Below are 22,786 nucleotides of genomic sequence, written 5' to 3'. Positions count from 1 at the left end.
GGTTACTTAAAATAAATATTGGGGAATTTCATCAACATGATGGGTAATTAACTTCCCCGAATGTTTCTTATAGCGTATTGTAAAGTTTCTTAATGTATTGGTACTCATACATTAAAGTATTCCATTCCATTCTGGCATTGTTTTTTAATAAGATAAGGAGAGGCTATAAATCCTCTACAGTTACTATTTGAAAAAAACGCTACTCAAACATTTTTTCTGCTGGTTTTCTTTTACTCTTTTTTTGCGCTGTGCTTTTTTCAATGGCTTTATGCAAAAAGTGGATGCTATAACCAGATTTAAACCATTGGCTATAAAATGCTATTCTGGATTTTCTTATGGCGTCAAAGGCTTTTTGCTTAAGAATTATTTTTCAAACAATTTTGGTTCTTTGGCTTTGATCTGTAAGGCTTTGTCTCTAGGCTCAAAAAATCTTAAACCTTCTGTCTCAAACCCTTTCCTTGCATTAGTCTTTGTTCTCTCGGCCTTCAGCCTAACCGCGGGCGCCCAGCAGATTGCACCGGTCCTGGCCAATACGCAGGTTAATCCGCCGTACAGCTCTTATTTAAGTGATTATGCTTCGCCGGGATCAACTAAGCTGCAGGTTAATTTATTTTTAAAGGATTTAACCAAAACCAATTATCCGTGCAGGTTGCGCATTAAGATTGAGGGTTTCGGCATTACCATACAGAGCAAGAACGATTTTAATGTTCCCGCCCTGTTTTTAAACGGTGGAGAATTAAGTGTAATTACGGGCGCAGATCTGGAGCCCTATTTCAATCCGCAGAACCTGGTCTTTCAGGGACTGAACCAGACCGAGTTTGCCAGAAACGGCGGTAAACTTCCGGAAGGTATTTATAGGTTTACCGTAGAGGTGATCGATTATTACCGAAAGAGCCTGGTGTCGAATTCGGCCCTGTCCGTGGTTTCCATTTTTCTGGCTTACCCGCCAATCATTAACCAGCCCTTCAATTTAAGCAAGGTAAGCCCTTTAGATCCCCAAAATGTGGTTTTCCAGTGGACTCCGAGAAGCACGGGCTCTATCAACTCGGCCTACAGCATTGCCTATAAGTTCAGGCTGGCGGAGATTGTTCCGGCAGACCGCGACCCGAACGATGCGATCCGCACCTCGAGGCCGCTTTACGAAACCTTTACCGACCAGACTGTTCTGGTTTATGGGTTGACAGAACCCGGTTTAATTCCGGGCAACAGTTATGCCGTGCAGGTCCAGGCGGTTGAGGCCGAAGGGAAGGACCTGTTTGTAAACAACGGAAACAGCGGGGTCGTAAAGTTTACCTACGGCGATAAATGCGCCAGTCCGATCAATATTATGGCCGAGCTTTCCGGCCCAGGCTCGATTAAGGTAAGCTGGAATGCACTGCCCCTGCAGCAGGCCTTTACCATCCGCTACAGGGAATCCGATAATCCTACCGCACAGTGGTTCGAACAGGAAGTTTTTACGCCAAGCTATCTGATTCAGGGACTGCGGTCTTCTACCGCATACGAATTCCAGATAAAAGCTCAGTGCATTTACGGTTATGGAGACTATTCCGAACTCCAGACTTTTAATGTACCCGATGAGGCACTCACACAGGGCGATTTTGTCTGTGGCAAAACCGAGGACCTGCCAGCGGTAGAACAGGGCGACCCGCTTCCCGTACTGGTTAAATCGATGGTTTTCTTCGCCGGCAAATTTCCGGTAGTGGTTACCGAAGCCACGGGATCAAACGGTACCTTTAGCGGAACCGGAACGGTCGGTGTTCCGTTTTTGAACGCGCTAAGCTTTAAGGTCGAATTTAAGGATATCCGCATCAGTACAGCGTTAAAGCTGACCAATGGAAAAGTTACCTTCTCGCGGAGGAGCCTGGAAGAGTCTTTAGAACAGGCTGTTGCGGGCATAACGGTAAAACCAGATGCCGATGGGAATGTAGGGGCCATTTCAAAAAACAGTCTGCCTACCATTGTAGATGCCGCTATAATTTGGCCGATTGATCTGCCTAAATATGATGCTGTAGCCAAGACCGTAAAATTTACCGCTTCGGTTGACGGGGGGACGCCAAAGGAAATTACCATCAAATTAAAGGAAGGACAGCCCCCGTTTGTTTTTCAGGATAAAAATAATGAAACCTTTAGCGTCGACAAAAACGGTACGGTAACCCATCTGGGCAAAATACCGCCATCGGAACTGCTGGCCGGGGGAAGCTCTACGAGCTATGCATTAAATACCGAGAAGGCGGGCGTAGAGTTCCTGGCGCCGAACCAGAAATACGGTTTCGATGCCTACCAGAAGAACCTGGGCACCAATGCAACCTATGCCTCGGCCTATCAGGCCTTAACCGATAACGGCAAGGGGAAACCAAAGTATTATGTAGCCCGGAAATCCATCGAGAGCCATCAGCCCGATGAGGTACAGGCCAGGATCAAGATTACCGACAGAACGCTTCTGGCCGACAAAGTGGAGTTTAAGACCGGCAGCGGCGAAAAATTATCCTCTAACTTCAGGGACAGTATCTACACCATCAATATAATCGGTGCCCTGGCCGATAATGACAGGGAGATTTATGCCTACCACCCAAATGCGGCCACAGGGGGGGCTTACATTGGCAAATTAAATATCAGCGCCTTTAACAAAATAAGCAAAAAGGTTGTTCTGGTGCCCGTTAACGGTAACGGGGTTTCTATCGATGCTGTATCTGTTCAACAGGCCTTGAATAAAATATACCAACAGGCCGTTGTAGAATGGGAGGTGAAGGTAGCCGATAATTTCGACGGCAAGAACACGGCTTTTGATAATCTGGAGACAGCGAACAGCAATGTGATGAGCGCTTATACCGACGGGCAGAAGGCACTGGTCAGGGCCTATAAAGAAGGCCATAAGCTGGAGAACGGTACGTATTACATCTTTCTGGTGAAGGGCCTGAGCGACGGCAGTGCGGGATATATGGTAAGAGGCGGGCAGGTTGGTTTTGTAAGCCTCACCCCAGCCCTCTCCGAAGGAGAGGGAGCCATAATGCGGACAATTGCGCACGAGCTTGGCCACGGGGCATTTATGCTCCAGCACACCTGGGCAGATCCTGGTCTTGAAAAGGGCTCGACAAAGAACCTGATGGACTATGCGAGCGGTACGGAGCTTTGGTACAGCCAGTGGAGGTACATGCGCAACCCCGACCTGATCTTCAGGCCTTTTGAGGGGGATGATGAGGGATCGGGTAGATTCCCAGACAGGGAATTGATTTTGAAAATTCTTAAAAAAATCAAGGAAACAAATTCAAAAAAAGGATATGTTTTTAATAATAATATGGGAATGCTTGATCATGCCGATTTAGAATTTTCGGATTATTTTGATTTGGGTGGCAAGAAAAAAGTTGAATTAAGCTTTATCACCAGAAAAACAGCGGATATGTTTTCTACAAACTATGTTGCGTCTTATTACAGTGCTAAAGTCAAAAGGAAAAACTGGGAGGGCTTAACGATATATGAATTTTCAATAGCAAATGTATCGAACATATTAACAAATTCATATACTAAGGGGGATTTGGTGTTTGAATTTCAAGTACCGGATGAGGATAAAGAGGTGTTTGAAAAATACCTGGAATTTGATAAAGCTTATTCAGCATTTAGGTTTAACGATCCTAAACCAAAAGGATATGAGTTGAAGGAAGAGGATTTGCAGGAAATTTTTCCTAATACACCTTCCGATAAAGTAGCAGATGTTACAAAGTACATCAATAAATATAGCGATCAGTTTGAAATTAACACACCCTTAAGAATGGCACATTTTTTAGGACAGATAGGTGCGGAAACAGGATTGACAGATCTTCTTGAAAATTCTTATACCAAGAGTGGAATTTTATCCTCCAATAAAACAAGGACCTTAAGACTCAAGGATGGACAATATGTATTAAAATATTGTGATCTATTTGATGGTTATAATACTGAATCTACTAACTCTTGCCCATTTCCCAATTGTGATAATGTAATTGTAGTACCAGAAAAGGATAGATACAAGGAGGGGAATATATGGTATGCAAAAGTCTCATTTATGACTGCAAATAATTCTCTGAGCCCAAAATCTAAATACTATACTAATAGTCCGAATAATTTAGACTTTTTTAATTATGTGTATGCATGTCATACAACCTTATTGAATGGTAATATAGATTCAGGAGATGGTTCTAGATTTCGTGGCCGTGGATTTATTCAGTTAACGGGTTATGTGAATTATAAGGAATTTCAACGTAAATGGAACCTGGCGCTAGCTAAAGATAATCCAAAAAACTTTATTTGCCGAACTGCTGAATGTGATTCTAACTTAGAATTGTTAAATACAGATACTGAAACAGGAATGCTAGCGGCAATGGCATTTTGGAAAGGAGCTGGTGCGAATGCAAAGAGTACGGATATTGAGGATGAAACGATTAAAAATGTTAGCAAAGTTGTTAATGGAGCTCTTCATGGAATTACACAAAGAATATCGTATACAAAAAAAGCATATAAAATTTTAAGCGATGAAAAGTAGATTTATATTATTTAATCTTATATTATTTAGTTATTTTAATTGTTATTCTCAAAAGGAAATAATCCCAGACATTCAAAAGTTACAAGGTAATTGGGTTTTTGTTGATGGTGATTTTTATGACTACCTTTTATTCAAGAAGAATAAAAAAATAGAGATAAGCTATTTTTCGGATTCGCATAAAGCAATGATAGATGAAAGTACGTTTGGCTATTTTGGTTTCTGGAACCCCGAAACACATGGTGATGAAGAACCTAAGCATCTTTCGCAACTTGAGAAAAGTGGTGTATTTATTAGGTTTTATGATGATTTAGGTGTCACGTATGATTCAAATGGAAATCTACAAAGTCCGACAAGGCAATGTGGATTATCAATTAATGAAGATTCGGAAGATACAATTCCAAATATCTTAAGGTTTTATTATAAAGGCACACCTGATGTTTATACAAAGATTACACACATTCCATTAGAAGTTATATTGGGCTTAAAAAAGAATGTTAAGGAATGGGAAAAATATAAAAAATTCATGTCCATTGAAGAATTAAAAGTTAATGTAATAAGATCTAAAATATACGCATTACCAAACTTTAATGCACAAACAAACATGTACCTAGTTAAAGATAATTCTGTAGAAATTTTGGCTAGAAGTGGATCATTTACAAAAATAAGATTCTATGGTAAGAAAATAATTGAAGGTTGGATAGAAACGAATCAACTTAACAGGTAATCTTGAACTAACTTTTAAGCCATATCCAAATAGCAGAGTAATCTAGCTTGGCAAAAAATATCAAGGTAGATTATATAAGCAAAATTGGAACCGATGTTCACGATAACTTGAGCTTATGACCTTTAACCAAGTAAATTCTCTTCTTGATTAAGCTCTGTCTCTTCGGCATATTTTTTAAAGGACATCAAAACGGACTGGCAAAAGTCGCGTTGCATTTCAATTGAGTCATTCTGGTTCGGCTCAAATGTTTCAGTAATCGTTACCGGTCCGATTCCGGCAAAAACAATGGTTGAAGATCTGCCGTCGGTAAGTGTATACCGAATCCGTTTGTATGGGTCGATTTCCTGATAAATGGCTTCAAAATCAAAGCTGAAGCTTCCATTTTTTAAGCCCATTGTTAGCAAGAGTTTGCCGCCCAGTTGCAGATTGTTCTCCGCAAAGGGGGTATGCCATTGCTCAGAAACGTTGTTCCACTTCTTGATGTCTTCTGGTGTATTCCACAGTTTCCAGATCTGTTCAATTGGTGCATCTACTTTGATGCTTACAGTAATGGCTTCCATTATGGGTTTCTTTGAATCAAATTTAGCGGTTTCGGGGAGGATATTGTGGGGGTAGAGGTGACAATTGTAGGGGCAATGTAGGACAACTTGCTGAGTCGAATTATTTTGTAACTAAAAAAATTGAAACATCAAAGATAAGTGTCTAATAGAAAATTAACCATATAAGGAATTTAAGAACACTTAAGTTTAAGATAGCTGGATTCTACCACCTTAGACACCTAAGTGCATCTAAGATGAAAATCGCTGAAATGTTTGCCATATAAGGAATTTAAAAACATTTAAGTTTAAGATAGCTGGATTCTTACCGCCTTAGACACCAAAGTGCATCTAAGATGAAAACCGCTGAAATGTTTGCCATATAAGGAATTTAAGAACACTTAAGTTTAAGATAGCTGGATTCTTACCACCTTAGACACCTAAATGCATCTAAGATAAAAATCGCCTGAAAAATGTTTACCATATAAGGAATTTAAGAACACTTAAGTTTAAGATAGCTGGATTCTTACCACCTTAGACACCTAAGTGCATCTAAGATGAAAATCGCTGAAATGTTTGCCATATAAGGAATTTAAGAACACTTAAGTTTAAGATAGCTGGATTCTTACCACCTTAGACACCTAAGTGCATCTAAGATAAAAATCGCTGAAATGTTTACCATATAAGGAATTTAAGAACATTTAAGTTTAAGATAGCTGGATTCTTACCACCTTAGATACCTAAATGCATCTAAGATGAAAATCGCTGAAATGTTTACCATATAAGGAATTGAAGAAGTTAAGTGTAATATGTTGGAAAATAGAAATTGATAAGTTTGATTAGATTCAAAAATTAATAGAAAAGCTAGGTATTAAAATATCTTTGATATAAAGTAACTCTAAACCATGAAAAAAATTATCATAACTATATTTTTAACTGTAAATCTGGCAGTTGTTTTTGGACAAGATCTTACTACTCAGCAAAAGAAAATTGTTTCTGACTTTATTGATTGTGTGAAAAAAAATGACAGGACTAAAATAGGCAATAAGATTTCATATCCCTTTCGTAGAGCCTACCCAATTCCTTCAATTAAAAATAAAGAAGCGTTTCTAAAAAGGTATAATGAAGTATTTGATGATCAATTAAGGAAAATGATTATCCAATCTGAACCTGTAAAAGACTGGAGTGCTGTTGGGTGGCGTGGAATTATGCTGCATAATGGAGATGTTTGGCTAAACTATGATGGAAGATTGCTTTCGGTTAATTATCAATCTGCAGGTGAAGCAAAAAAGCAACAAGAATTAATCAAACAAGATAAAGCCCAACTTCACGAATCTATTCAAGTGTTTGAAAAACCGGTTCAACTTTTAGAAACCGCTCAATATCGAATTAGAATTGATGATATGGGAAATGGCCATTACCGTTATGCCTCGTGGAAACTGCTTAGTAAAATGAGCGACAAACCCGACATTGTAATTTTAAATGGAACATACATCCCAGATGGAAGTGGTGGAAACCATAGTTTTAAGTTTACCAGAGGTGCATTTATTTACGAATGTGATATTGTTGTAATGGGCGAGCAGAATTCGCCACCGGCTTACTTAAAAGTTTACAAGGGAAATCAAGAATTAATATCTCAAAAGGCGAAGCTTGTAAACCCATAACGATTATTGGTATTCATCTAATGATTTGGTTACCTGCGTGGCCTGTAAACCATCTTTACCCATCTCGATATTAAAATATACTTTATCACCTTTTAGCAGTGCGCCTAGCTCATAATATGTAAATGATATTTCCTGTTTATTCTGATCTACAAGTTTACCTGTACGTTCGACCACATTATAACCTACAATAAATCCACATCTCATACCTATAAGACAATATATTTTTAATAAGGGTTTCAAAATTAATTTTTGACGTATTTATACGTATAAAGGAGATGTCATCGATTGGAAACCGCTTTCTATACAATTGGGTTAGCAGGTGATAGTCTTAAATCATGGCTCGATGGAATGGGGTGATCAGCAATTTAAAAACGATTTTTTATAATGAATTTTAAATAAAAAATGCAGGTTAAATTAATAACCTGCACCAGTGGCAATCTTTTCATCAAAATAAGCTAATGATTAGTTTAGTCGAAGCTTAAATCTCGGTTTCCCTTGTTGCCACCTCTTTTTGAAAATTATATTTGGTTCATTAAACTACTTTTACGTTTGTTGCATTAATGCCTTTTTTGCCATTTTCAGTGTCGAACTCTACTTTATCGCCCTCTTTAATTTGGTCTTTTAAACCAGATACATGAACAAAAATCTGCTCACTAGAACTGTCATCGATAATAAAGCCGAAGCCTTTTGTTTCATTAAAAAATTTTACGGTACCTGTTTTCATTTTAATAGATTTAATTTTCTTTTATAAAAGTACTCAATCTGTTTCATAATCCCGTGAGTGTAAATACTTAAAAATAAGATCATTCGGAGAGATTGGTTTGATCGTTTGGATCTTCGCTCCGAAAAGGGGAGATTGCTTCGTCTCGCTCTTGCCCGGCCTCGCAATGACGCGATGGTTTGATCGTTTGGATCTTCGCTCCCAAAACGGGAGATTGCTTCGTCTCGCTCTTGCCCGGCCTCACAATGTGGGGATGGTTTATTTTTTTCCCCAACTATTTGTCTTCTTTTTTGTTCTTAATCAAAATATAAAGCAATGATCGAAAAAAAGGAACTGCTATCTGAAAATCTTAAGGATTTTATGGATTATTCGTTAGAGGTGATGAATAGTATGGATGGTGCTGCAGACCATAATCCAAATGAAATTGAAATGGTTAATGATAAAATCGATAATCTTAAAGAATATTTGGACAATCTAAAAGCATCTTACAATGAGCACACGCAATATGGTAGCGGTTCTGCCCAAGCTGATATAAGCGATATTGTTTTATAAGCTGTTCCCTTTTTCGTAACGCTTATCTCCTTTTTCATCCTCATGAACGATGAGGGAATCGGGGGTTGCCGCGGCTGGGTTTGATCCGGTTCCTGTTGTTTTCGGGATATTTAACAACTCATTATTATTGTCTTCGGAATGCGCTTCAATATCTTTATTGCCAAGCGCCTTCTGATTTAATTGCTCTTGATCTTTTCGCTCATTGCCGTTTTCAAGTCCTGCTGCAGTATTATCTGTATTTGCCATAATTTTAAATGTTACAGATCTATAACAAGCTCAAACTCGGAAGGTTTATATAAAGTTAATTTTTTCGGATTTCATACTTCTGATCGTTTTCCTAAAAGTTTTTTATTCCGATCGCGGGAAATGATGCTGTTGATGGTTTCTAAAAACTTTTCAAAACTAACCGGTTTAACTAAAAAGCGATCGCCTTCTGCAAACGCATCCAGTGCGTAAGTAATGTGCCCCGTAACAAATATTACATAGGCAATTTTATCTCTTAACATTCTGGCCACATCAATTCCCGAAATGTCCATTTCAATATCTACAAATAGGAAATCTATTTTTTCAAAATTCCAGAATGCAGCTGTGGCATCAAGCGGATCTGTAAAGCTTCCTTTTAATTCTAACTTATCCGTTAAGGAAACATAGTGTTCTAGAATGTGTACCATGGCCTTGTCATCATCAAGGATTACGCAACTGTAAGGTGCTCTGGTTGAGCTGTTCATATTATTTGGTTTGTGGTTTTCGATGTAAATATAGTTTAAAACTAAACCTTGGAAATGATCATTTTGTTCATTTTTAAATAGTTCCTAAATGGAGAAATTTAGGCGGGATACATATAGTTCTGAAATCGATTGCAAAATTTTTGGCTGAAAACATTCCTGAAAAGAATTTTTTGAATTATATTTAGGGCTGGTGACGATATATCTCCTGATTAGGGTCTGGTTTGCTATTTTAAAGTTGCGGTGAGAGCGTTAAAAAAGCTATGATTTTATAAGCAAAACAGACTTACACTTGATGTCCGGTCTAGATGATACTTCAAATCCCAAAGAATGTTGCAGGGTGTGTAAGCACACCCTGCATTTTTTTTAAATAATTTTCTTCATTAAATACCTTCATAAATTATAGATGAGCAAAATATTCGGATTGCTGTTTTTCATCTTGTTTTTAAATATTGATCTTTTTGCTGTACAACAAGATTCTGTTATCCATATCGTTGTAGATTTTAATAAAAAAGCCCAGGTCATCGAAAACATCGGCTCCTCCGGTTGTTGGTTTTCGGAGGGGATTGGTAAATATTGGCCGAGCGACAAAAAAGAGCGGATTGCCGAATTGCTTTTTAGCAAAAGCTTTGATCTTAAAGGACAGCCATTGGGCATTGGCCTTTCAGCATGGCGGTTTAACATTGGCGCCGGTACTTTGGAGCAAGGCGATAAAAGTGGAATCAAGGATTTTAGAAAAAGATCAGACTCCTTTTTGAATGCGGATGGTACTTACAACTGGACAAAACAAGCAGGCTATCGCTTTTTTTTGCAGAAAGCGAAAGATTATGGGGTGGAAACCTTAATTGCCTTTTCAAATTCGCCACCTGTACCATACACTAAAAATGGACTTGGTTATAAAACGGAAAAGGATTATAAATCTAACCTCAAGCCTAATGCGTATGCAGACTTCGCTAAATTTCTAAGTACTGTTGTACAGCACTTCGATCAAATCGGTTTACATTTTGATTATGTAAGTCCGGTTAATGAACCACAATGGGATTGGTCGCATCGGTATATGGAGGCAGATCAGGAGGGAAGTGCCTGGACAAACGAGGAGATTTTTAAACTAACCCAAACGTTAAATACCGAATTTGATCAGGCAAAGCTAACGAGTAAAATCATTGTACCGGAAGCCGGAATGTTAACCTATATGTATGGTGGAATAGGCCAGGCTTCTAATCAAATACAAAATTTCTTTGGCAGGAGCAGTCCGTTTTATACGGGTAATCTAAAACATGTTTCAAATGCGGTTGCCGGCCATAGTTATTTTACGGAAAGCAATAACGAGGTGCTGATAAATACCCGAAAACATCTGGCCGATACTGCAGCCAAATATGGTGTTCGCTATTGGCAATCTGAATATTCTATGCTGGCAGATGGATTTAAAGAAGGACAGAAAACAGATCGAAGCGCTATGGACTGTGCGCTATTTTTATCTAAAGTAATTCATGCCGACTTAACTATCGGAAATGCTAGGGCATGGCAGTTTTGGAATGCTTACGAACCTGGAAGTGCCTTCATAAATACTCGATATTATCTAATCGCCTTAGAGGCGGATGCCGATTTTAAGAATGGCAGTTTTAGCCCAACCAAAAACCTTTGGGCCTTGGGTCATTTTAGCAGATTTGTTAGGCCAGGAATGACAAGGCTATTCACAGCCAACACAGTTTTTGGCCAGGTTCAATCCGATCAAGCGCTTTTAACTTCTGCCTACGTGGACCGATTGGGGGAAATGGTTTTGGTTGCCATTAATTATGGAACTAAGGATAAATGGATTAAAATTGACCACATCAATGCAACACGTTCGTATAAAAAAGCCATACGTTATCTTACCACATCAGCTGAGCAGATGAATATGGTTCCGGAGAAAATCGGAAATTTAAAAGATCAGATTTTACTTCCCGCCAGGTCTATTTCTACTTTCGTTTTGAATTAATTTGTATGTTGAAGATTTCTTCATCAAATCTTAATAATCAACCACTATTATTGTAGCCATAAGGAGTGAGCGCCTTATATAAAATCATTGTTGAGAGCGGTGGTTTAGATAGGGGGAAGCGCCAAAGGTTGCTTCCCCTTTTTATTGTTGATCGTTTGCGGTTAATTTTTTAACCAACCAAGGCAGGGTAAGTCCTTGCCCTACAAGGGTAAACAAAACAACGGCAATTGATATAAAAATAATGGCACTGCGTTGAGGAAAGGCATTTCCGTTTGAGAGCGTAACGGGCAAACCAATGGCAATGGCAAGAGAAACAATTCCCCTCATTCCACTCCAGCTGATGATGAGGCTGTTTTTAAAATCGAGTAATGCATCTTCTGTAATTTTATGTTTTCCCTGTGAAAAAGCCCTTTGTAAATTATTCTTTTGAAGAAAAACCCTAATTGTTCTAAGCAACAGCGCAACTATGGTAATTATTAACGAATAAGCAATGTAAGGCAAAATATCATTTGGCGCTATACTTTTATAAACGGATGGAAACTGTAATCCGATTAGGATAAAAATTAATCCGTTAAGCAGAAAGATAATAATATCCCAAATGTTTTTAGATTGGTTTTTTAATTTCGCCGGAAATACCATATTGCTGAAACGCGAAATGACCAAGCCAAGTGTAACCACTGCAATAACGCCAGAAACATGGATGTTTTCTGCAACAAGGTAAGTTACAAATGGCATTAATAACATTAAACTAATGGTAGCCAGTGTGTTGGAATGAATTCTTTTAATAATAAAGAACAAAATTTGGCCTATTACCAAGCCCACTGCAAATCCGCCAGCCATTAACAAGGCAAACTCAAGTGAGGCCTTCCAAAACACAAATGCTGTTCCGGTAACGGCTGCCACCGAGAAACGATAAGCAACCAAAGCAGAGGCGTCGTTAATTAAGCTTTCACCCTCTAAAATGGTATTGGTTTTATGCGAAAGCCCTAAATCTTTGGTGATGCTCATAGCGGCAACAGCATCGGTAGCCGAAAGAATTGCGCCAAGCACAAAAGACAAAGGCCAGGTCATGTCCGGAATCATGTAATGTGAAACCACAGCAATGCCAATGGCGGTAAGAAAAACCAATGTAATGGCCAATGTAGATATGGTACTGATATTGGTTTTAAATTCCTTAAAAGAGATGTTAAAAGCAGCATCATATAAAAGTGGTGGCAAAAAAATCAAAAAGATAATTTCTGGATTAATATCAATGGCTGGTAAAGACGGGATGAAACCAACTGCCACACCAACAATGATGAGTAAAATTGGATATGGAATTTTAATTTTATCGGCAATGGCAGAAAGCCCAATCATTACGGCTAAAATGAAAATGATTACACTATAGTTTTCCATGCTCGTAAAAGTATAGATTTTTAAATAAATGAGTTGGATGAAGGAGAATAATCGTTTAAAACTGTAACAAGCTTGTTTAAATGAATTGAGGAAATGGTTCTGTCCATTTTCTGATCCTTATTTTCCTTAACTTAGTTTTATGAAGAAGTTAGCCCTGTTTCTTGTATTCTCTATTCTGTTTCGTCCGTTAATGGCGCAACAAACACAAAAACCGATGCTGTATGGCAACAGTTGGATGGCCATAACGGGTAAGCCTATGGCAGCAACAGCTGGATCAATGATTTTTCAGCAAGGTGGAAATGCGGTAGACGCGGCTTGTGCCATGTTGGCTGCAACTTGTACCATGTGGGATACGCTGAGTTGGGGTGGCGAAACACAGGCACTCATTTATAATCCGAAAACCAAAAAAGTAATTGCTATTAATGCCATGGGTGTTGCACCAAGTGGCGCTACCGTAGCATTTTTTAAAAGTAAGGGTTATAATTTTCCGCCAGAATATGGGCCACTTGCTGCCACTACGCCAGGCACACCTGGTGGATTAATTTTTATGTTAAGTAAATACGGCACGATGAGTTTAGAGCAAGTACTTGCCCCGGCCATGCATATGGCCAGTGGATATGCCATTGAAGCCCAGGCTGCAAATAGCATGGAACGCGATAAAGAGCTGATCAAAACCTGGCCATATAGTAAAAAAGTTTTTATGACCCACTTGGGCGAAAAACGCGAAGCACCAGAGGCAGGCGAAATTTTTGTTCAAAAAGATTTATTGGCGACACTTAACAAAATGGTTGAGGCCGAAAAGGCAGCTTTGAAAAAGGGCAAAAGTAGGGAGGATGCTTTAATGGCTGCATACGACCGTTTTTATAAAGGCGATATTGCACAGGAGTTTGTAAGGGGAAGTAAAGAGCAGGGTGGCTTAATTACCATGGAGGATTTAGCAAAATGGAAACCCATAGAAGAAGCACCATTAAGTATCAATTATAAAGGTATTGATGTTTATAAATTACAACAATGGACGCAAGGACCTGTTCTGTTGCAGGCTTTAAATATTTTAGAAAATTTTGATCTTAAAGGAATGGGCTATAACAGTTCAAAGTATATTCACACCGTTTATCAAGCCATGAATTTGTCTTTTGCTGATCGCGATTTTTATTATGGTGATCCCAATCAAACACCATATGAGCCAATAAAGGGGTTGCTGAGCAAGGATTATGCAAAACAACGGGCGTCTCTGATTCAGAGCGAAAAGAATGATGTACATATTGGTCCGGGTGATCCATATCCTTTTGAGGGCAAGAAAAATCCCTATCTTAATTTGCTGAAAAGTAGAGGTTTTGAAATTGATACCACCAAACGGAACTTTGCACCTAAACACGATCTTGGAAATTATACGCCAAAAGAAGTTTATGAAGACCGTTTATGGCGAGGCACCACATCAATAGAAGCAGCTGATAAAGAAGGTTGGGTTGTTTCTGTAACACCAAGCGGGGGATGGTTGCCAGCTTGTATTGCTGGAAATACCGGTGTGGGGATGAGCCAAAGGATGCAGAGCTTTGTGCTTGATTCTACACTTAATCCCTTTAATGTGGTTGCACCCGGTAAAAGGCCGAGGGTAACTTTATCTCCATCCATGTTCTTAAAAGATGGAAAACCATTTGTATCGGCTGCGGTTCAAGGTGGCGATACGCAAGATCAAAACCTATTGCAGTTCTTTTTAAATATGGCCGAATTTAACATGACTGTTCAGAAAGCGACCGAAGCTGCCAACTTTAATACCAACCAATTGTGGCTTTCTTTGGGTGGTACCAAAACGAGCGATCGTGAACCAAAACCCGGACAAATATTATTAAATACCAATACGAAAGAAGCCGTTAAAGCCGAGCTGCAGAAAATGGGCTATATTTTAAGCTTTTCTGAAAGAACGAGCGGACCCATTAACGCGATTTACTTTGACTGGAAACATGGTAGTTTATGGGGCGGATCCAGTAATCATGGTGAAGATTACGGAATTGGTTGGTAATCTGCTCCAAGTTTATCTTTTAAGCATTAGATTCGATCAGTAGTTTTAAAGCCTGTAATCGCCACAACAAAGGCTGGTTTACCTTGCTGGTTGGGTTTTGCTTTAAAGCTGTAAAGTGACTTTCCAAAAAATGTTCGTAATCGTTAATCTGTGTAGCCGGATTTAACATTAAGGGAATTTCTGGTTTTTCTGCTGTAGCAAAGAATTCTTCTAACTTTTGGATGTCGGGGATGCTCATGTGGCAAAGATAAGAATTTAAACTAGAGGAATTTTTGGATCTACAAGTGCATACACCTCTCTCCGTCCTGCGGACACCTCTCCCCTGAAGGGGAAAGGATAGCGAGGTGGCTATAGCAATAGTATAAAAAATAACAATATAAGAAGTTTAAGATTCATATAAATTTAAGTAGGTAATCAACCGCCTATATCCGATAAATCTTACCGAGCGAACAAAGAAATAAACTTGGGTGATCTAAGGTTTCTCAGGTGGTAAATTTTATTTGAAAGGCATCCACCATTTCGGCCAAATTAAAGGGATTTTTGGATCTACAAATGCATAAACCTCTCTCCGTCCTGCGGACACCTTTCCCCTGAATGGGAAAGGATAGCGAGGTGGCTATAGCAATAGTATTAAAATATGTTTAGGTGAGCTTAGGTTTCTCAGGTGGTAAATTTTTTTTGAAAGGTAATCGTCTTTTCGATTGAATTGTAGAATATCGCATTAATATTTATCGATCAGTTTTCTTTAGCATAACTTACGCCATGCTTAAATAGTTTATTTAAAACCCCAGCCAAGCGAATGCCTGCCATTTCCATGCGCTGATTTGCGATGCCAATATTGGTTTTATAATAATCTTCTCCTAAAATACTTCCTGATGGGGTATTAGCATAAATCTGACTACTGATTTGATAACTTTCGTAAATCCATTGTAGTGGCTTAGCCCGTTGCCATTTTCTAATCTGACGTTTCGAAACCGAATCGTTTTCTGCCATCTGTTCAATCGTTAAGTTTTGATAGTCGATTAACTTGCTGTCCCAGAGTGTATGTAGATTAGTACCTTTTCCCATAAATTGTACCTGGATGGTATTTCCGCCTTTATCTTCGGCTCTGCTGATGTGCATGGGTTGATGTGCATCTCCAATTAAATGGATGATGAATTTTAAAGCCACTGCTTTCTTCGCCTTTGATAGATTAGGGTCTTTTATTTGAGCAATCATATCATTATATGCCTGAAACAGGTTTTCTTCTTTAAGATTTTCTACCGAATCCTTCAGCTGACCTCTGCTTAACCCAAGAGGCAAATTTATAAAATGCCAATTTCCTGTGTTTTTATATTCTGCCTGACTGCGAACTTCATCTGCCCAGGTACTCACATCCTGAATGGATTCGTTGCCTAATAAATCTTTAACTGCCGCTTTAGCTTCTGGTTTAAGGTGTCGATCAGCTATGCTTGCAACCGTTTTATGGCCTTTAAATCCCCAGGAAATTAAAGTAATTGATGTTAAAAATAATGCAAAAATGGTGAGGTATTTCTTCATGTTGCGAAGATAATCATCTGGTGTTTTTTTAAAGTTAAGTTGTGAGAATGTTACAAGTGAAAAGGGTTTTAAAATACTTAGTCATATTCAAAAAACTAAACTTAGGTTTCTTAGGTGGTGAATCTTACCATGGAGAAGTGAAGAAATCTTTTAACATATAAAAGACGTTAACCCATATAAGAAATTTAAGAACATATAAGTCACATACTTAAAATCGAACTTAGGTTTCTTAGGTTGTGAATCTTACCATGGAGAAGTGAAGAAATTTTTAACATATAAAAAACGTTAACCATATAAGAAATTTAAGAACATATAAGTCACATACTTAAAATCGAACTTAGGTGCCCTTAGGTTTCTTAGGTGATGAATCTTACCTTGGAGAAGTGAAGAAATTTTTAACATATAAAAGACGTTCACCATATAAGAAATTTAAGAACATATAAGTCACATACTTAAAATCGAACTTAGGTTTCTTAGGTGGTGAATCTTACCTTGGAGAAGTGAAGAAATCTTTTAACATATAAAAGGCGTTAACCATATAAGAAATGTAAGAACATATAAGTCAAATACTTAAAATTGAACTTAAGATGAAAAATGTTTACCATATAAGAAATATAAGAACATGTAAGTTAAACGTAGACCAATACTTGGATAAGCTTAGGTGGTAAAAACAAATAAGAAAAATTAATTTTCTAGATCTTAGATGGTGAATTCAAACTTCTGCCAAGATGATACCTGAAAAAGATTTCGCCATGCCAAAATTTACGATACCAAAAAATTTTAGTTCGAGGTGTATTTTTCTACCCTGCTAGCAAAATCATTTAAATCGAAAGGTTTATTGATAAAATCCTCAGCATCGCATTTAGATTTTACCTCATTTAGATGGTTATTTGCCGACATCATCATTACCGGGATGTTATAGGTTTTTGCACTGTGCTTAAGCTGATTACAGATGTCCAAGCCATTCCCATCGCCCAACATGATGTCTAAAATAACCATGTCGGGTTTATGTACTTGCATTTGTTGCCAAAAATCTTTGGTCCCAATGCAGGTTTTTACGTCGTAAAGTTCTTCTGTAAGCAAGAACTCAATAATTTCCCGAATGTTCGGGTTATCTTCCACTACATAGATGCACTTTTTCATAAGCTTCTACTTTGATGTTTCTGATGGTATAACCTAATTGACAGCCAGAAGTTTAGATGAGTTGTTCACAAAGGTGGAGTTATTAACTTAAGCCATCAAATGAAGATTTAGCAGAAAACAATCTGGTAGAATAAACTAATCTACAATCATATTCGCCGGAAATTTTATGCCACCTAAAAATTGATCGTTGCGGAAGTAATGAAATTCGAGCTCGGTGTGTGCCGTAATGCCAGACATGATTAACATGGTTTCAGCGAAATCATAAAAGGCTTCTGGTGTATTGATGTCCATTTCTGGCGGAAGATAAAAGGCAATAAAATTGGGTTTGGCAAGTTTTACGATTACGTTTACCTGAGATAAAGCACCTTCCAATCTTTCGCCAATGGTAATAAATGCGGAGAAATCGTGTGGTTCTGATGAATTCATTTGGTTTATTGGTATTCTATTGGTCAGTCTTCTTGCATTTGTACTAAATAAACACCATTAAATTTTGTTACAAGATTAATTTTGTGCCAAAATTTAATTTAGTTGATCTAGCGTAAGCGAAGACCACCTTTGTTAAGTATCTGTAAATAAGTCCTTAAGATTTAGATCATCGCAATGGTATTCTTTATTTGAGAAACTGTTACGAGATCTTTATCTCACCTTATTATTCAAATACCATTCCGCTCTTCAAGTTGCGCTTTGAAAAGACTTAATCTGATATAGACGGCTTACGCTCTGACAATTTTAAGCTGTTTTAAGGAAACTGGAGCCTGGCGGAGCAAACTCCGAAATGTTTCATTACTGCTAAACTTTAGCTGTTTAACAGTTCTAATTTCGTAGGTAATTTCAAATTGATCCGTTTCAAATGGCCATGGCGTTACGATAAGCTGGCCATGTTGCTCAAAAAACGAATAGGACTTCCCATTTGGGCCCTTGCTGATTTCCATCTTTCTTTCTTCAGGCGGAATTTGTTTTTGACAGATGAGTAAGGAAAAGGCATCACAAAATTCAACCAGCTCATAAGCCCTATCAACTTCCTTTTTAGAACTTTTGGCTTCTTCAATCCAAGTGCTTTCCTTTTGTTTAAGCTGTTTCATAAATTTTTTAGCCTTTGGATCTTTACCATGCGTAAACTGAATATGTCTGGACAATAAAAGTGCTATAAAACGGCTTTTTGTGAGCGCCAAATCTAAAAGTTTTTCAGAAGCTGCCTCATCAAAGCTTGTCATTTTGAAATTAATCGGTCCACCTTGCTGGGTAATCAGTTCCTCTTGATCAAATTCGTTAAAAACATCGTCATGCTCGGTTGTTGCCATTAAGGTTTCTACCCACCTGCCCGGCTGATCTGAAATTTTCCATCGGGCGCAAATCTGCCATGCAAGTAAGCCATGAGCCCGCTGGGTTATAATTTCCCAGCCTTCTTCACAATAAGCAACAATCATAATGGTTTTAATTGAAAAGATTTCATCTACTATCCGGCGTTTAGCATCAAATTGCGCCTTCCCATTATTTTGGTAATTAGCTGTTTAAGCTTGGAACGATAGTCTTCCTTAAGCCATTGGATATAATTTTTGGTTACGTTGCCCAGGCATTTGGCATACTGCTTAATTCTCCAGTCGATTTCCTTTCCCAGTTCTTCAGAAAGTTCGATTGCATGTGACAGGGACTCGCTATTGTCTACACACATTAATGCATGTTGTCTTATAGAATCGCGGATTACAGTTTTAACTTTTAATCCTTTCTCTTGTGCCTGTTGATGAGCAAGAACCACATCGAAGGCAATTTCAAAACTGTTTGGGAACTTGCTTCGCATTTCTGTAGGCATTTGATGGATTTCTGCAGTAGAGCGACTTAGGCTTTCGTGATAAACTTCTGGGTTTTCAAAAACATGGTTCCAATCAATAGGCGCATTCCACTCCCCAAACCTTTCGGAATTATTGCCTAAATCTACAATGGTAAAGGCTTTTTTTGATGGTAGGCGTCTGGCTCCGCGACCAATCATTTGATGATAAAGGGTTAGAGAAGTCGTAGCCCGGTTTAAAATTACCGCCTGAATTGTGGGTTCATCAAAACCGGTTGTTAAAATGGATACCGAAGTGAGTATTGCGCCTTTGGTTATCTTAAACCATTTTAATATTTCTGCACGCTCTTCGGTACCGGTTTTGTTATCGAGGTGACGAATGGGATAACCCCGATTGGAAAATACCTCGAGCACTTTTCTTGAAGTAAAAATTCCGTTATTAAAAATTAGTGTTTTCTTGTTTCTTGCATGTTGTTCATATGCATGCACCAGTAAATCGAGCATCACTGGTGAAGCATACAGGGCATCAGAAGTGCTTACGGTAAAGTCGCCATGCATTCCAGTTTTCAATGTATTTAACTCTACATCATAACCAAAGGTTTTTGGTTCAGCAAGAAAACCCTGCTCTATCAATTGGCTTATGGGTTCGCCAACAACCAATTCTTTATAAAACTTACGCATTGGCAAGTTTACATCTGAAGAAAAAGGTGTTGCAGTTACCCCAATAATGGATGCATTTTCGAACTTGCCCAATAATTTTTGAAAAGAATTGTGGTGTGCCTCATCTACAATAACCAATCCTACATTTTTAGTGTTGATAAAACCATCTTTAATCCGATTTTTCAATGTTTCTACCATGGCTACATCGCAATTAAATCGGTCGAATTTTGGAATTCTCTTAAGGGTGCTGTTCACCACGCGGTTTTCTACTCCAGCAGTTTTTAATGCAGCAGATGTCTGTTTGCAAAGCTCGGTTCGATGTGTAAGCACAACAACTTTTTTATTGTACTTTTGGATAAAGCGGCTTGCGATTTCTGAAAAAATAACGGTTTTGCCACCGCCGGTTGCAAGTTGATAGAGGATTCGATTTTTTATGTTAGATGCTTCCAGTCTATCAAAAAGGGTATCGATATCCTGTTGTTGATAGTGATAAAGTTTCTTTGCCGGTCTCCGGTCTGTTTGCTCCTTGAAAATTTCCATAAGATTACAACCCTACCTAGGTAAGGAAAGTTTGGCTAGAGCAACATTTTATATGATGTACCTAACCCATCAATCAAAAATCCCAGAAAAATGAATTCTCTGGGATTTATTTTGTGAATTTACCAAGGACTGATTCCCGTATCTGGTGCGTTATCATCGCTAAAGAACTGGCCTGTTGGCCCGTCAGCAGTTAAGATTGCGGCCTTAACTACTCTTGCTGCTGCATCAGGAACTGTGCCTGGCCCCGAATGATTGTTGAAATCCGTATCGGTATAACCGGGATCTACTGCATTCACTTTAAAAGGCGTATCCCTTAAATCGTTTGCCAATACAATGGTGTAGGCATTCAGGGCCGCCTTCGAAGCTACGTAAGCTGTTGGCTTTACTGCAAAATATTTCCACGAAGGGTCGTTGTGTAGGGTAAGTGATCCCAAACCCGAAGTTACATTTACAATTCTAGGTTCAGGAGATGCTTTGAGCAAATCTATAAAGGCCTGCGTAACCGCTATTACACCAAAAAAATTGGTCTGGAATACCGCTGTAACAACAGAAAGATCTGTTTCTAAGGCGGTTTGTGGCATAGCGCCACCAATACCAGCGTTGTTGATGAGCACATCTAAAATTATTGTTTTTTCGCCCAACATTACCCGAGCTTTTTCAATTGATTCGATTTGATCTACGTCGATTTCTAGGGCTTCAACTTGGGTTAAACCTTCTGAGTAGAGCTGGGAGATGGCTTCATTTCCTTTATTTATATCGCGGCAGCCTAAGTAAACAAAGTAGCCTTTTTGTAATAATTGTCTGGCTGTTTCGTAACCAATACTTTTGTTTGCGCCTGTTATTAATACTGTTTTCATATTTTTTTATTTATAATAATACAAATCTACAGTGTCCATGTTTTCTGGGCGTAACACATCGGACTGTTTTAATGGTACATTTCACGGATTTGATTGCGATACTGCGCAGGGGTAATGCCTGTTTCCCGTTTAAAAAATCGGTTGAAATATGAAGCATCAGCAAAACCGAGATCGAAGGCAATCTCTTTTGATGATTTTGAGCTGTGAAAGAGTAAACGCCTGGCTTCTAGTATCAATCGATCATGAATGTGTTTAATGGCCGGCTTCCCACTTTGGGTTTTAATCAATTCGCTTAAATGGCCTGCAGAAATGTTAAGCATAGAAGCATAATCTCCAACCTCATGGCAATGCTGAAATGAATCATCAATCTTTGACTGAAATTTTTTAAGAAGAATTTTGTCTCCTGCTGGATCATTAGCCTTATACTGTTCGGTATACAAACGGCTTAGATAGGTAAGCAACAAGGTAAGGTAAGCCATTAGCATGCGCTGTTGCCATTCATTGGGATGTTGATATTCTGTGTTAATTTTCATCAGAAGATCTTCAACAAAAGCAATATCAGGTTCAGTAAGCAATAGTTCGTGAGCGTTCTGTACGTTTTGAAGAAAGGGTAGGGTAAGCAAAAATTCGCCACCCTGTAGGGATAAAAACTGACTGGTAAAGGCCAAACCCGTACTCCAAAGTTGCTGAAATTCTTCTTTAACAATTATGTTCTCCGGTCCTGAAAAGTAAACTGTGTTGTTTTTAAGGATGTAAGGTTGCAGATCGATCCATTGTCTGGTGCCTGCCTTCCGAACCAATACAATTAAAAAATGATCTTTGCGATGAGGAATCAGCAATTCCGATTGATGCGGTAGGGTACCCTCAAAATTATATACCCTAAAATATTTATTTCCGGTTTCATCTGGTTCTAAATGATAGATGGGAAATTGTTTAACGGAGTTGGGATTCTGCATTTGCCAAAACTAAGCGTTTTTGATGGTGAAATTGATATTGCTAATTCAAACAGAGTATGGTGGTTATTAATTAACGATGATTTTGGCTTTCTTTTGGATGATTGTTATATTGTTGTTCTTCTTCCCTTGGAGAATTCCCCGAATTCCAAAGTACAATTATCACAAGCAAACAAACGATAATCAAACCTATAACAGCCACTGTGGATATTATATCTTGGCTACTAAGGTTTTGTGTTGCAGGAAAAACACATTTAACAGCATCAATAGTAGTACAAGAATAATTAAAAAAGTAATTGTCATGTTAACTTATTTAGAGTTTAGGTTTAAAAATAACAAAACTTTATTGGGCGCAATGACGGGATAGTAGAGCGGTTTGGCGCATTGCATATCTTATTGAGCAAAATTGTGACCTCTAATTTTAAACAGGCCTACTACAGCCAAATTTTTATTTCCATATTTGAGTAAGAGAAAATA

Annotated in this window: 20 protein-coding genes; 6 read left to right on the top strand and 14 right to left on the bottom strand. The window is 38.3% G+C overall.

What is annotated here, in order from left to right:
- The first annotated feature begins 268 nt into the window (after positions 1 to 268).
- Together DF947_RS04420 and DF947_RS04415 are read left to right on the top strand one after the other, a co-directional pair.
- A complete protein-coding gene (locus DF947_RS04420) occupies positions 269 to 4,516 on the top strand; it encodes a fibronectin type III domain-containing protein (RefSeq protein ID WP_109928441.1) in 4,248 nt (1,415 codons plus the stop codon).
- On the top strand, positions 4,506 to 5,240 hold the full coding sequence (locus DF947_RS04415) for a hypothetical protein (protein WP_109928440.1): 735 nt from the start codon (positions 4,506 to 4,508) through the stop codon (positions 5,238 to 5,240). Before DF947_RS04420 ends, DF947_RS04415 begins: the two co-directional genes overlap by 11 nt.
- 122 nt (positions 5,241 to 5,362) lie before the next feature.
- Here the strand turns inward: DF947_RS04415 and DF947_RS04410 are convergent, their stop codons facing one another.
- Complete coding sequence (locus DF947_RS04410; protein ID WP_109928439.1) at positions 5,363 to 5,800, bottom strand: SRPBCC domain-containing protein; 438 nt, start codon at positions 5,798 to 5,800, stop codon at positions 5,363 to 5,365.
- Between the two features lie 881 nt (positions 5,801 to 6,681).
- On the opposite strand from DF947_RS04410, the gene DF947_RS04405 reads away from it, so the two are divergent.
- On the top strand, positions 6,682 to 7,440 hold the full coding sequence (locus DF947_RS04405) for a hypothetical protein (RefSeq protein ID WP_109928438.1): 759 nt from the start codon (positions 6,682 to 6,684) through the stop codon (positions 7,438 to 7,440).
- A 3-nt stretch (positions 7,441 to 7,443) separates the two neighbouring features.
- Here the strand turns inward: DF947_RS04405 and DF947_RS04400 are convergent, their stop codons facing one another.
- A complete protein-coding gene (locus DF947_RS04400) occupies positions 7,444 to 7,644 on the bottom strand; it encodes a hypothetical protein (RefSeq protein ID WP_109928437.1) in 201 nt (66 codons plus the stop codon).
- A gap of 328 nt (positions 7,645 to 7,972) precedes the next feature.
- Positions 7,973 to 8,164, bottom strand: a complete 192-nt coding sequence (locus tag DF947_RS04395; protein ID WP_109928436.1) for a cold-shock protein — start codon at positions 8,162 to 8,164, stop codon at positions 7,973 to 7,975.
- Positions 8,165 to 8,476: 312 nt separating this feature from the next.
- Between DF947_RS04395 and DF947_RS04390 the strand changes: the two genes are divergently transcribed.
- Positions 8,477 to 8,713 carry a hypothetical protein gene (locus DF947_RS04390; RefSeq protein WP_109928435.1) on the top strand — a complete coding sequence of 79 codons (237 nt, stop codon included), beginning with the start codon at positions 8,477 to 8,479 and terminating at the stop codon, positions 8,711 to 8,713.
- Here the strand turns inward: DF947_RS04390 and DF947_RS04385 are convergent.
- Positions 8,708 to 8,959: a hypothetical protein gene (locus DF947_RS04385; protein ID WP_109928434.1), complete on the bottom strand. Its 252-nt coding sequence runs from the start codon at positions 8,957 to 8,959 to the stop codon at positions 8,708 to 8,710. The two genes, DF947_RS04390 and DF947_RS04385, sit on opposite strands and share 6 nt — an antisense overlap.
- Positions 8,960 to 9,030: 71 nt before the next feature.
- The gene (locus tag DF947_RS04380) at positions 9,031 to 9,441 is read right to left on the bottom strand and encodes a LytR/AlgR family response regulator transcription factor (RefSeq protein ID WP_109928433.1); all 411 of its coding nucleotides are present in this window, start codon (positions 9,439 to 9,441) and stop codon (positions 9,031 to 9,033) included.
- A 403-nt stretch (positions 9,442 to 9,844) separates the two neighbouring features.
- On the opposite strand from DF947_RS04380, the gene DF947_RS04375 reads away from it, so the two are divergent.
- Entirely contained in the window at positions 9,845 to 11,416 is a 1,572-nt protein-coding gene (locus DF947_RS04375; RefSeq protein WP_109928432.1) for a glycoside hydrolase, read from the top strand.
- A gap of 141 nt (positions 11,417 to 11,557) precedes the next feature.
- Here the strand turns inward: DF947_RS04375 and DF947_RS04370 are convergent, their stop codons facing one another.
- Complete coding sequence (locus DF947_RS04370) at positions 11,558 to 12,811, bottom strand: Na+/H+ antiporter (RefSeq protein ID WP_109928431.1); 1,254 nt, start codon at positions 12,809 to 12,811, stop codon at positions 11,558 to 11,560.
- A gap of 139 nt (positions 12,812 to 12,950) precedes the next feature.
- Here DF947_RS04370 and DF947_RS04365 point away from each other — a divergent pair, with 139 nt between their 5' ends.
- On the top strand, positions 12,951 to 14,831 hold the full coding sequence (locus DF947_RS04365; RefSeq protein WP_109928430.1) for a gamma-glutamyltransferase family protein: 1,881 nt from the start codon (positions 12,951 to 12,953) through the stop codon (positions 14,829 to 14,831).
- Between the two features lie 19 nt (positions 14,832 to 14,850).
- On the opposite strand, the gene DF947_RS04360 is transcribed toward DF947_RS04365, so the two are convergent.
- The 8 genes from DF947_RS04360 to DF947_RS04325 all read right to left on the bottom strand — a co-directional run bounded on the left by DF947_RS04360 (position 14,851) and on the right by DF947_RS04325 (position 22,312).
- Positions 14,851 to 15,069 (bottom strand): DUF6965 family protein, encoded by a 219-nt coding sequence (locus DF947_RS04360; protein WP_109928429.1) that lies wholly within the window; start codon positions 15,067 to 15,069, stop codon positions 14,851 to 14,853.
- 497 nt (positions 15,070 to 15,566) lie between these two features.
- The gene (locus DF947_RS04355; protein ID WP_109928428.1) at positions 15,567 to 16,370 is read right to left on the bottom strand and encodes a S1/P1 nuclease; all 804 of its coding nucleotides are present in this window, start codon (positions 16,368 to 16,370) and stop codon (positions 15,567 to 15,569) included.
- A gap of 780 nt (positions 16,371 to 17,150) precedes the next feature.
- Entirely contained in the window at positions 17,151 to 17,513 is a 363-nt protein-coding gene (locus DF947_RS04350; RefSeq protein WP_109928427.1) for a response regulator transcription factor, read from the bottom strand.
- A gap of 135 nt (positions 17,514 to 17,648) precedes the next feature.
- Positions 17,649 to 17,939, bottom strand: a complete 291-nt coding sequence (locus tag DF947_RS04345; protein WP_109928426.1) for a hypothetical protein — start codon at positions 17,937 to 17,939, stop codon at positions 17,649 to 17,651.
- 287 nt (positions 17,940 to 18,226) lie between these two features.
- On the bottom strand, positions 18,227 to 18,940 hold the full coding sequence (locus tag DF947_RS04340) for a DUF3891 family protein (RefSeq protein ID WP_109928425.1): 714 nt from the start codon (positions 18,938 to 18,940) through the stop codon (positions 18,227 to 18,229).
- Between the two features lie 29 nt (positions 18,941 to 18,969).
- Entirely contained in the window at positions 18,970 to 20,499 is a 1,530-nt protein-coding gene (locus DF947_RS04335) for a DEAD/DEAH box helicase (protein ID WP_109928424.1), read from the bottom strand.
- Positions 20,500 to 20,618: 119 nt separating this feature from the next.
- Positions 20,619 to 21,356, bottom strand: a complete 738-nt coding sequence (locus DF947_RS04330; RefSeq protein ID WP_109928423.1) for an SDR family oxidoreductase — start codon at positions 21,354 to 21,356, stop codon at positions 20,619 to 20,621.
- Positions 21,357 to 21,424: 68 nt separating this feature from the next.
- Positions 21,425 to 22,312 (bottom strand): helix-turn-helix transcriptional regulator, encoded by an 888-nt coding sequence (locus DF947_RS04325; RefSeq protein WP_109928422.1) that lies wholly within the window; start codon positions 22,310 to 22,312, stop codon positions 21,425 to 21,427.
- Between the last annotated feature and the right edge of the window lie 474 nt (positions 22,313 to 22,786).

Source organism: Pedobacter paludis (assembly GCF_003173575.1).
GTDB classification, from domain to species: domain Bacteria; phylum Bacteroidota; class Bacteroidia; order Sphingobacteriales; family Sphingobacteriaceae; genus Pedobacter; species Pedobacter paludis.
This window is presented reverse-complemented; position numbering and strand designations above follow the sequence as displayed.